General features: G+C 64.7%; 7 protein-coding genes. 5 read left to right on the forward strand and 2 right to left on the reverse strand.

Annotation, left to right across the window (positions count from 1 at the left end; all coding sequences use genetic code 11):
* The first annotated feature begins 2 nt into the window (after positions 1–2).
* From pgl to MOV75_RS13960, 3 genes are read left to right on the forward strand one after another with little or no spacing between them, the layout of a single operon-like run.
* Positions 3–728 (forward strand): 6-phosphogluconolactonase, encoded by a 726-nt coding sequence (pgl, locus tag MOV75_RS13950; RefSeq protein WP_247005998.1) that lies wholly within the window; start codon positions 3–5, stop codon positions 726–728.
* Positions 715–1,245, forward strand: coding sequence for a gluconokinase (locus MOV75_RS13955; protein ID WP_247005999.1), 531 nt, complete (start codon positions 715–717; stop codon positions 1,243–1,245). Before pgl ends, MOV75_RS13955 begins: the two co-directional genes overlap by 14 nt.
* 26 nt (positions 1,246–1,271) lie before the next feature.
* Positions 1,272–2,084, forward strand: coding sequence for an HAD family hydrolase (locus MOV75_RS13960; RefSeq protein WP_246918860.1), 813 nt, complete (start codon positions 1,272–1,274; stop codon positions 2,082–2,084).
* A 207-nt stretch (positions 2,085–2,291) separates the two neighbouring features.
* On the opposite strand, the gene MOV75_RS13965 is transcribed toward MOV75_RS13960, so the two are convergent.
* Positions 2,292–4,091 carry a glycoside hydrolase family 15 protein gene (locus tag MOV75_RS13965; protein ID WP_246918862.1) on the reverse strand — a complete coding sequence of 600 codons (1,800 nt, stop codon included), beginning with the start codon at positions 4,089–4,091 and terminating at the stop codon, positions 2,292–2,294.
* Between the two features lie 30 nt (positions 4,092–4,121).
* Positions 4,122–6,083 (reverse strand): 4-alpha-glucanotransferase, encoded by a 1,962-nt coding sequence (gene malQ, locus MOV75_RS13970; protein WP_246918865.1) that lies wholly within the window; start codon positions 6,081–6,083, stop codon positions 4,122–4,124.
* Positions 6,084–6,288: 205 nt separating this feature from the next.
* Between malQ and MOV75_RS13975 the strand changes: the two genes are divergently transcribed.
* The gene (locus tag MOV75_RS13975; protein ID WP_247006000.1) at positions 6,289–8,235 is read left to right on the forward strand and encodes a maltotransferase domain-containing protein; all 1,947 of its coding nucleotides are present in this window, start codon (positions 6,289–6,291) and stop codon (positions 8,233–8,235) included.
* 11 nt (positions 8,236–8,246) lie between these two features.
* A partial coding sequence (treS, locus tag MOV75_RS13980) for a maltose alpha-D-glucosyltransferase (protein WP_247006001.1) occupies positions 8,247–10,970 on the forward strand: 2,724 nt, incomplete at its 3' end.

The following is a 10,970-nucleotide window of genomic DNA, read 5'->3' on the forward strand; positions in this document are numbered from 1 at the left end:
AGCTGATCGTTGCGGCCGACGCGGAGGCACTGGCCCAGGCCGCGGCCGAACGGGTGATGGCGCGCATCGCCGCCAATCCCGGCCGCATCGCAATCTGCCTCACCGGCGGCTCCAGCCCGAAGAAGCTCTATCAACTGCTCGGCAGCGACGCATATCGCGCCAAGATCCCGTGGCAGCGCGTGCATTGGTTTATCGGTGACGAGCGCTTCGTTCCCGAGAGCGATCCCCTCAACAACATGGCGGTGGCGCGCGCGACGTTTCTCGACCGTGATGCGCCCTCCGGCCATGTCCACCCGATTCCGACCACCGCCGACAATCCCGATCGCAGCGCCGAGGCCTATGCGCGTGAGCTGCAGGCCTTTTACGGCGCCGAAAATCTTGATCCGGCGCGGCCGCTGTTCGACCTCGTCCTGATGGGCGTGGGACCGGACGGCCACACCGCCTCGCTGTTTCCCGGCTTCCCCGAAATCGAGGAGACCGAGCGCTGGGTCGTCGGGGTGCCCAAGGCCAATGTCGCGCCCTTCGTGCCGCGGGTGTCGCTCACCCTGCCCGTCCTTGCGTCGTGCTACGAAATGCTGTTCGAGATTGCCGGCCACGACAAGCAACCGATCTTGACGCGCCTCCTCAATGGCGAGACTCTGCCGGCGTTACGCGCGCGCTCGAAGGGTGAGACCGTCTGGCTGGTCGACCAAGCCGCGCTTCCGGAGGGCATTCGTGGCGGGCGTTGAAGCACCTTGTGCATTGATCGTGATGGGCGTGTCGGGCTCGGGCAAGAGCACGATCGCGGAAGCGCTCGGCCAGCGGCTCGGCTGGCGCTTCGAGGACGGCGACACCTTCCATCCCGCGAGCAATGTCGAGAAGATGCGGGCCGGCCATCCCCTCACCGACGAGGACCGTTGGCCGTGGCTCAACGCCATCGCGGACGAGATCGGGCGGGTCTGCGGACAAGGCGGGCACATCATCATCGCCTGCTCGGCGCTGAAACACACCTATCGCGACGTGTTGCTGCGCGGACGGGACGACGTCCGCTTCGTCTTCCTGAAGGGCACGAAAGAGCTGATCGCCGAACGGCTCGCGCAGCGCAAGGGCCATTTCATGCCGCCGGGGTTGCTGACGAGCCAGTTCGAGACGCTGGAGCCGCCGGAAGCCGGCGAGCACGTCATCACCGTCTCGATCGATGAAACGGTCGAAGCGATCGTGGACGGCATCGTACGACAGTTGAAGCTGGGCGGGGCGAAGCGCTGAGACCTGAAAAACCTGAAGGTTCTGCCATGACGCAAATCTCACTGGTCGTGTCCGACGTCGACGGCACGCTGCTGACCAAGGACAAGACCCTGACCGAGCGCGCAAGAAGCGCAGTGCAGCGGTTGCACAAGGCCGGCATCGGCTTCACCATCACCTCCAGCCGTCCCGCCATCGGCATGCGCTTTTTGATCGGACCGCTGGCGCTCTGGCTGCCGGTCGGTCCGTTCAACGGCTCCTCGATCGTCGATCCCGAGATGCGGCCGGTCGAGCAGCATCTCATTCCGCCGGGGGCGGCGGAGCGGTCCCTGCAGATTCTGCGGGAGTTCGGCGCCGACATCTGGCTCTTCACCACCGACAAGTGGCTGATCGACAACCCCGGCGGCAAGTACGTCGCGCACGAGCAGCACACGATCCGCTCCGATCCCACCATCGTGACCGATTTTTCGCCCTACCTTGCCAGCGCCTGCAAGATCGTCGGCGCCAGCGCCGATGCGGCGGGTCTCGCCGCTTGCGAGAAGGCAATGCAGGACGCGCTGGGCAGCGAAGCCACCGCCGTGCGCTCGCAGACGTATTATCTCGACATCACCCCGCCCGGCTTCAACAAGGGCACGTTCGTTACGGCGATGGCCAAGCGCCTGGGGATTGCCACCGACGCAGTCGCCACCATCGGCGACATGCAGAACGACCTCGCGATGTTCGCCGTCAGCGGCGTCTCGATCGCCATGGGCAACGCCGCCGACAACGTCAAGGACCAGGCCACCCACGTCACCGCGACCAACGAGCAGGACGGTTTTGCCGAGGCGATGGAGATGATCTTGAAACGGAACGGGGTTGGTTGAGCTAGAGCGAATTGACCTTGAGCGGGCTAATCGAGCCGCGGGCTCGCTGTAACCTCTCCCGCTTGCGGGAGAGGTCGCCGCGTAGCGGCGGATGAGGGATCTCTCCTCTCAGGGGTTCTCGCGAGTGGGGGACCCTCTCCCCAGCCCTCCCCCGCAAGCGCGGGAGGGAGCGCACCTCCCGCTCTGGATGCATTGCGACAGCCACGATCACTTCGACCGCTGCACCGCCGGCTTGTCGCTCTCCTGCCTTGCGGCCGACAGGTTGTGCGCGGTGTTGACCAGCGCGATGTGGGTCAGCGCCTGCGGGAAATTTCCGGTCTGGCGCCCGGCGACTGAATCGTATTCCTCGGCCAGCAGACCGACGTCGTTCGCGATGCCGGCCACGCGGTCGAGCAAGCCTTGCGCCTTGTCGAGATTACCCGACAGCACATGGGCATCAGCCAGCCACAATGTGCAGGCCAGGAACGCGCCTTCGAGCGGCGGCTGCCCCGCAGGCAATTCGCGCGGATCGTGCCGCAGCACGAAGCCGTCGCGCATCAGGCATGCCTCGACCGCCGCTATGGTGCCGCGAATGCGCGGATCGACCGCCGGCAGAAAGCCGACAGCAGGCAGCAGCAGCACGCTCGCATCGAGCAATTTCGAAGCATAGGATTCGACGAAGGCGTTTTCCTCCGCGTCAAATCCCCTGTTGCAGACGTCGCGATGAATGCCTTCGCGCAGGGTGCGCCAGTGCAACAGCGGCGCCTTGAAGCCAAAGGTCTCGGCGCTCTTGATGCCGCGGTCGAAGGCGACCCAGGTCATCACCTTGGAGAAGACGTAGTGTTTGGGCTCGCCGCGGCGCTCCCAGATCCCGTGATCGGGCCGGTCCCAGACCTCGGCGAGATGATTGAGCACGGCGCATTCCAGCGCCCAGGTCTGCTCGTCGAGCTTGAGCTTGGCCATGCGCGATTGGTGAAAGGCGTCGATCAACTCGCCGTAGACGTCGAGCTGGAGCTGCGCATGCGCGGCATTGCCGACGCGCACCGGACGGGCGCCCTCATAGCCGTCGAGCCAGCCCGCCTCCCATTCCAAGAGCCGCCGCTGGCCCCAGATTCCGTACATGATCTGCATGTTCGCCGGCGAGCCGGCGGCGGCGCGCAAGAGCCAATTGTGCCAGGCCGACGCTTCCTCGGTGTAGCCCGAGTTCATCAGCGCCAGCAGCGTGAAGGTGGCATCGCGCAGCCAACAGAAGCGGTAATCCCAATTCCTGCTGCCGCCGAGCTTCTCCGGCAAGGACGTGGTGGGCGCGGCGACGATGCCGCCGGTCGGGGCGAACGTCAGCGCCTTCAGCGTGATCAGCGAGCGCATGATCAGGTCGCGATAATCGCCGTCGCGCGTGCAATGGCCGCACCAGTCCTTCCAGAATTCCTCGGTGTCCCGGAGTGCGATCTCCGGGTCGATCGGCTTGGGCGGCTCGAGATGCGAGGGGCCGTAGGTCAGCACGAACGGCACGGTCTCGCCGGCCTTCACCTCGAAGTCGGAGACCGTGGTCAGATCCTCGCCGCGGGTCTCGACAGGCGTGCGCAGCACGGTCATGTCCTGGCCGGCGATGGCCATCAGGGAATGATCGATCCGCCGTACCCAGGGAATATCGGCGCCGAAGCCGAAGCGGATCACGAGCTCCATCCGCATCTTCACCGAGCCCTCGATGCCGCGCACCAGCCGCACGATGTCGGATGCCTTGCCGCGCGGCGGCATGAAGTCGATCAGCGCGATGGTGCCGCTCTTCGTCTCAAAAAGCGTTTCGAGGATGAGGGTATCGCCGAGATAACGCCGCGATGTCTTCGTGACATCTTCGCTCGGTGCGATCAGCCAGCGGCCGTTCTTGTGGGTGCCGAGGATGGCGGCGAAGCAGGCATCGGAATCGAAGGCTGGCCAGCACAGCCAGTCGATTGAGCCGTTGCGCCCGACCAGCGCGGCGGTCTCGCAATCGCCGATCAGCGCATAGTCTTCGATCTTCTGTGACAATGTCGTGCGAGCCTGAGAAGCCCCGGCCGATCAACTCCCGCCGTTCAATGAACGTTCCCGCGTTGCCGCTCGCAAGGCCGTGAGGTCGACCTTGGAGGCGATCTTGTCGAGCGCGACGGGAAGGCGCTGGCGCCAGTTCGGATGCTCGTCGATCGTGCCGGGAATGTTGGGTTGATCAATCACGCCGAGCAGATCCTCCATCGACACCGCGAGCAGCCGCGATGGCGTGCGCGACAGGAAGGCGAGCACCGAATAGAGGTCGTTGGCCTTGATGCCGTTCTGGCGGAGGATCTCGTCGAGGGCGCCGAGCGCATCCCAGCGCGCCTGATCGTTCTCGCCGGGGTCGAGCCCGAGCGAGCGCTTCATCTTGAGGTCGCTGAACGAGCGCCAGCCGGCATAGGTCGAGAGGTCATGCGTGTTCAACGTGACCAGCGCATTGGGCCTGTAGTGGTCGACGGGGCGGAAATGACCGGCATCGTCGCGCTCGAACATCATGACGAGATAGGACCAGATGCCGAAATCCTGCATCATCTCGCGAAAACCTTCCGGCACGGTGCCGAGGTCCTCGCCGATCACGATGCATTTGTGGGCCGCGCTCTCGCAGGCCACCGCGCCAAGCAGCGCCTCGAACGGCATCTGCACATACGCGCCATTGTCGGGCTTGAAGCCGCGCGGCACGAGATAGAGCCGCTTCAGCCCGAGCACATGGTCGAGCCTGATGGCGCCGGCATGGCGCATCGACGCCGCCAGCATGTCGGCAAACGGCACGAAGGATTGCGCTTCGAGACCGCCGGCGTTGAAGCCGGCAAGGCCCCAATCCTGGCCGACGGTGTTGAGCACGTCGGGCGGCGCGCCGACGGCGAGATGGCGGGAAATCGCCATCTGCTCGTTCCAGGCATCGAAGCCGTTGGACTGCACGCCGACGGCGACATCGAGATAGAGCCCGACCCGCATGCCGAGCTGGCCGGCGAGCTCCTTGGCCGCATGCAGCTGGCTGTCCGCGATCCATTGCACGAACTCGACGAACTCGACCTCGCTTCTGTAAGAACCTTTGCGCAGTTCGTTACATTTGAAACCGTCCGGCTGCTGCCATTCGACCGGCCATTGCCACCACGGCACATTGAAACGATGTCGCAGCACCTCGAAACAGGCAAATTTCAACAAGAGCGGCGCCCGCTCCGCGCGGAAGGCGTCGAACGCCTTGCGGCGCGCCTCGCTCGCGCTTTTCATGAAGCTGTTGAAGGTAGCCCGCAGGGCCAGCCATTTCAGCGCCGCCATGTCGGCATAGGGAACGCGGTCGCCTTCACGCAGACGGGCGGCGGTCGCGGCCGCGTCGGGCACAAAGTCCGCCGAGAATTCGGGAATGGCCTCGACGTCGATATAGAGCGGATTGAGGAACAGCCGGCTGTTCGGCGAATAGGGGCTGCAATCGGCCGGGTGGTCGTCGAACAGGACGTGCAGCGGATTGAGCCCGACGCCGTCGGCCCCGAGCTGCTTGGCGAGCCGCACGAGATCGGCAAGGTCAGTGAAATCTCCGATGCCCCAGTTTCGGTCCGAACGGACGCTGTAGAGCTGCACGGCGAGCAGCCAGCCGCGGTCGAAATCGCCGCCGAAGGCCCGCTCGGGCGCCACGATCATCGGCACCTCTTCCGTCACGCCCTTGGCATCTGTCAGTGTCAAGCGGTGATAGCCGAGCGGCAGGCCGGCGGGCCAGGCGATCACCGGCTCGCGCGTCTCGCCCTGGGCGATCAATTTGCCGTTTGCGGCCAATGTCCATTGCAGCGGCGGCGCGCCGATGGCCGGCAATTCCGTGCGCGGATGTCCGAGCGCGCGAACCACCACCGGCCCACTGACGAAGCGGTAAACCCGCTTCTCCGGCAGGGCGTCGAGGATCGATTTGAGGGCCACGGGGTCTGTGACCCGCAACTTCCCCAGGGCATCGACGAATTCGGATTGAACGCCCTTGATCCGGGCTTGAGCTAAAAGATCCATTCGGCACGCAGCTTGCAGGCCACCCTTTTGCCGGGGGCATCGATTTTAACGAGGCAGCGGAAGACGTTAGTCGGCCTTAACGCACAAACGGCGGTTGCCGTTCCCTGGCGGAACTAATGACACACAAGCGGCTTTCTATATAGGTATCAAGCGTAGGTTCCCGACAAGGGAAACGGGCTCCTGCTTTCTTGTCAATGGCATCACCGTGAACAAGACAATTCAAACTGTCGAAAGTGCCGCAGCCGGCAGCGCTTTCCTCATCGAAGACGTCTATCCCGCGATCGATAGCGGCCGCTTCGCCGTGAAGCGGATCGCGGGCGAACGGGTCGAGGTGTGGGCCGATGTTTACCGCGATGGCGACGCCGTGGTCAGCGCCGCGCTGCTCTGGCGTCCTGAGCAGGACCGGGACTGGCGGCGCGAACCGATGATCCATCATGGCAATGGCCGCTGGTCCGGTGCGTTCACGCCGGTCGAGCCCGGCCAGTATGTCTATGCGGTCGAAGCCTGGACCGACGAGTTCGCCACCTGGTCCCACGGGGTCGTGCGCAAGCAGCGAACCGGCGTCGATGTCAGCCTCGATGCCATCGAGGGTGCCGGGCTCTTGACCAAGGCGCATGGCGCGCGCCAGGCCGCCGCGGCTATCATCGTCAGGCAATGCGAGGACTATCTTCAGACCGGCGATGTCACCTCGCTGCTTGCGACCGAACTCGGCGATGCCATGGCCGAGAGCCAGTCCCGGCCGGACTTGACCCGCTCACAGCCCTTCCCGCTGACCGTCGACCGCGACAGAGCGCGGTTTGGCGCCTGGTATCAGATGATGCCGCGCAGCCAGAGCCCGATCCCCGGCCAGCACGGCACGCTCCGCGACTGCATCGCGCGCGTGCCCGAGATCGCGGAGATGGGTTTTGACGTGCTCTATTTCACGCCGATCCACCCGATCGGCCGTCGCCGCCGCAAAGGCCGCAACAATGCGCCGGTGGCAACCGAAGGCGAACCCGGCTCGCCCTATGCGATCGGAGCTGCCGAGGGCGGCCACGATGCGCTGCATCCGGAGCTCGGCACCATCGAGGATTTTCGCGCGCTGGTCGCGACCTGTCTCGAGTACAGTCTCGAGCTGGCGCTCGACTTCGCCGTGCAATGCTCGCCGGACCATCCCTGGCTGACGCAACATCCGGAATGGTTCAAATGGCGGCCGGACCGCTCGGTGCGGACCGCGGATGGACCCTATTCCGACATCGTGGTCCCCGATTTCGCCTCGGTCGACCGCGTCGGCCTGTGGAATGCCTTTCGCGATGCCATGCTGTTCTGGATCGACCATGGCGTCACCATCTTCGCCATCGACAACCACGACACCGCGCCGCTTGCGTTCTGGGACTGGCTGATCCGTGATATCCGCCGCCGGCATCCCGAGGTGATCCTGTTCTCCAAGACGTTTGCGCGGCCCAAGCTGATGAAGGGCCTCGCCAAGCTCGGCTTTGCGCAGTCCTTCACCTATTTCCCCTGGCGCACCTCGCGGTGGGAGCTGGAGCAGCATCTCGGCGAGCTGACGCGCTATCCCGAGCGCGACTTCTATCGGCCTAACCTGTTCGTCAACACGCCCGATCTGCTGCCCTATCATCTCCAATGCGGGGAAGCCTGGGCGTTCAAGTCGCGCCTTGCGCTGGCGGCGGGTTTGTCGGGCAGCTACGGTGTTTACAGCGGCTTCGAGCTGCTCGAACACGAGGCGATCCCCGGCCGCGAGGAATATCTCGATTCCGAGAAATATCAGATCAAGCAGCGCGACTGGGACAAGCCCGGCAACATCAAGTCCTACATTGCCGAACTCAACCGCATCCGCAACGACAACGCCGCACTTCAGCAAACGGCGAACTTGCGTTTTCTCGGCATCGAAAACGCCGAGACGATCGCCTTGGTCAAGGAGGCGGCCGAGCCCGCCAACACCGTCGTGATCGTGATTGCACTGTCCCGCCACGTGCGCGAATGTTGGCTGCCGCTCGGCGACGTCACCGTTGACGCCGGCGGGCAGCGTCACCATGTGACGACACTCGAAAACCTCCTCACCGGCGAGCGGTCCCGCATCGAATGGGGCGGGATCAGGTTACGCATCGATCCCGACCGCGATCCCGCGCTCTTGTTCCGCTGCCTGGCGTAAGGGGCCACGCCATGAATGTTCTATCTTCCGTCGACACCAAGAAAGCCGAGGCTGCCGAGATCGTGGACGAGCTCTGGTACAAAGACGCCATCATCTACCAGCTCCACGTCAAGGCCTTCGCCGACAGCAACAATGACGGCATCGGCGACTTCGCCGGATTGACCGAGAAGCTGCCTTATCTGCAGGAGCTCGGCGTCACCGCGCTGTGGCTGTTGCCGTTCTACCCCTCGCCCGGCCGCGACGACGGCTACGACATCGCCGACTACGGCTCGGTCAATCCCGATTTCGGGACGATGAAGGACTTCAAGCGCTTCATCCAGGAAGCGCAGAAGCGGGGCCTGCGCGTCATCACCGAGCTCGTCGTCAACCACACCTCGGACCAGCACAATTGGTTCAAGCGCGCGCGCCGCAGCCATCCGGGCTCGAGCGCTCGCAACTGGTATGTCTGGAGCGACACCGACCAGAAATACCAGGGCACGCGCATCATTTTCACCGACACCGAGAAGTCGAACTGGACCTGGGATCACGAGGCCGGCGCCTTCTACTGGCACCGCTTCTTCTCGCATCAGCCGGATCTCAATTTCGACAATCCGCGCGTGGTCAGCGCCCTGATCCAGGTGATGAAGCGCTGGCTCGATGCCGGCGTCGACGGCTTCCGGTTGGATGCCATTCCCTATCTCTGCGAGCGCGAGGGCACTTCGAACGAGAACCTCCCCGAGACGCATGCGATCATCAAGCGCCTGCGCCAGGAGCTGGACTCCTACTCCAAGGGCAAGCTGCTGCTGGCCGAGGCCAATCAATGGCCGGAGGACGTGCAGGAATATTTCGGCCGTGGCGACGAGTGCCACATGGCCTACCACTTCCCACTGATGCCGCGCATCTACATGGCGATCGCGCAGGAGGACCGTTTCCCGATCACCGACATCCTGCGTCAGACGCCGGACATTCCGGCGAGCTGCCAATGGGCGCTGTTCCTGCGCAATCATGACGAGCTGACGCTGGAGATGGTCACCGACGTCGAGCGCGACTATCTCTGGACCACCTACGCCAACGATCCCCGCGCCCGCATCAATGTCGGCATCCGCCGGCGCCTCGCGCCGCTGATGGACAATGACCGACGCAAGATCGAGCTGATGAACTCGCTGCTGCTGTCCTTCCCCGGCACGCCGATCATCTATTACGGCGACGAGATCGGCATGGGCGACAACATCTATCTCGGCGACCGCAACGGTGTGCGCACGCCGATGCAGTGGAGCCCGGACCGCAATGGCGGCTTCTCGCGCTGCGACCCGGCCCGCCTCTACGCGCCGCTGATCATGGACCCGGTCTACGGCTACGAATCGGTGAACGTGGAGGCGCAGTCGCGCAGCCTGTCCTCGCTGCTCAGCGCCACCAAGCGGCTGATCTCGGTGCGCAAGTCGACGCTCGCCTTCGGCCGAGGCACCATGACCTTCATCCGCCCGGCCAACCGCGCCGTGCTGGCCTATGTCCGGCAATACCGCGACGAGGTGATCCTGTGCGTCGCCAACCTCTCGCGTGCCGCGCAGGCGACCGAGCTCGATCTGTCGCCGTGGAAGGACCGCATCCCGCAGGAGATGCTCGGCCGCACCCGCTTCCCCGCGATCGGCGAGCTGCCCTACATGATCACGCTGGGGCCCTACGGCTTCTACTGGTTCCAGCTTCAGGAACGCGACAAGTCCGAGCCGGTGACGCCGCGCGCGGTGCCGGAATTCGAGACGCTGGTGGTGCCGGTGAATTCGAACTGGGTGTCGCTCGCCCGCGAGCGCGGCGTGTTCGAGCGCGACGTGCTGCCGGGATTTTTGTCGCGGACGCGGTGGTATCCCGAACATAATCCCAAGCAGATCAAGACCACGCTGACCTCGGCCGTGCCGTTCTGCGATATCGGCGACAACAGGCCCTGGATCGCGTTCTTTGAGAGGGCGGACCAGGACGCCGCGCGGCGTTACGTGCTGCCGATGCAGATCGAGTGGGTGCGCTTCGACCGGGAGCGCTTCAACCCCAGGGCGCTCGCCGCCGTGCGCCAGGGTGCACGCGAAGGCACGTTGCTCGATGTCGCGACCGACCAGATCTTCATCGGCCTCTTCCTGCGCAACCTGTCGCAGAATTTGGTGGTGGAGGAGAACAATCTGCGGCTCGAGTTCAAGGCGACCAGCCGGTTCGCCGACTACACCATCAAGGAGCCCGAACGGATCCGCGCGATCGAGCAGTCGAACAGCACCGCGATGGTCGACAACCAGTACGTCGCCAAGCTCTATCGTCAGCTCGAAAGCGGCGTCAATCCCGAGATCGAGATCGGCCATTATCTGACCGAGGTCGCGCGCTTTGCCAATACGCCGGCGCTGCTCGGCAGCGTCGAGCTGGTCGAGGGCGATCAGCGCAGCGCGCTGGGCGTACTGCATGCCTATGTCGAGAACCAGGGCGACGGCTGGACCGTGACCACGGGTTATCTCGATCGCTATATCGACGAGCAGCGCGTGTTGTCGGCGGGCGAAGCACCCCGCGAGACCCAGGAGCAATCGCCCTATCTGCACTTCATCGCGCAGATCGGCAGGCGGCTCGCCGAGATGCATGTCGCCCTGGCCGCGGCGAAGGCGGACGATCTCGCCCCGGAGCCGATCGGCCCTGAGCACGTCAAACGACTTGTGTCCGGCCTCAAGGCGCGGGCCGAACGGGTTTTCGAGCGGCTGTCCGACAGCCGCGACGGCCTGCGGGAG

Source organism: Bradyrhizobium sp. PRIMUS42 (assembly GCF_023006515.1).
In the GTDB taxonomy this organism is placed as follows: Bacteria; Pseudomonadota; Alphaproteobacteria; order Rhizobiales; family Xanthobacteraceae; genus Bradyrhizobium.

Bases quoted from the DNA above. Each gene is read 5' to 3' on its own strand.
- malQ (WP_246918865.1), bottom strand. From the start codon at position 6,083: ATGGATCTTTTAGCTCAAGCCCGGATCAAGGGCGTTCAATCCGAATTC.
- MOV75_RS13960 (WP_246918860.1), top strand. From the start codon at position 1,272: ATGACGCAAATCTCACTGGTCGTGTCCGACGTCGACGGCACGCTGCTG.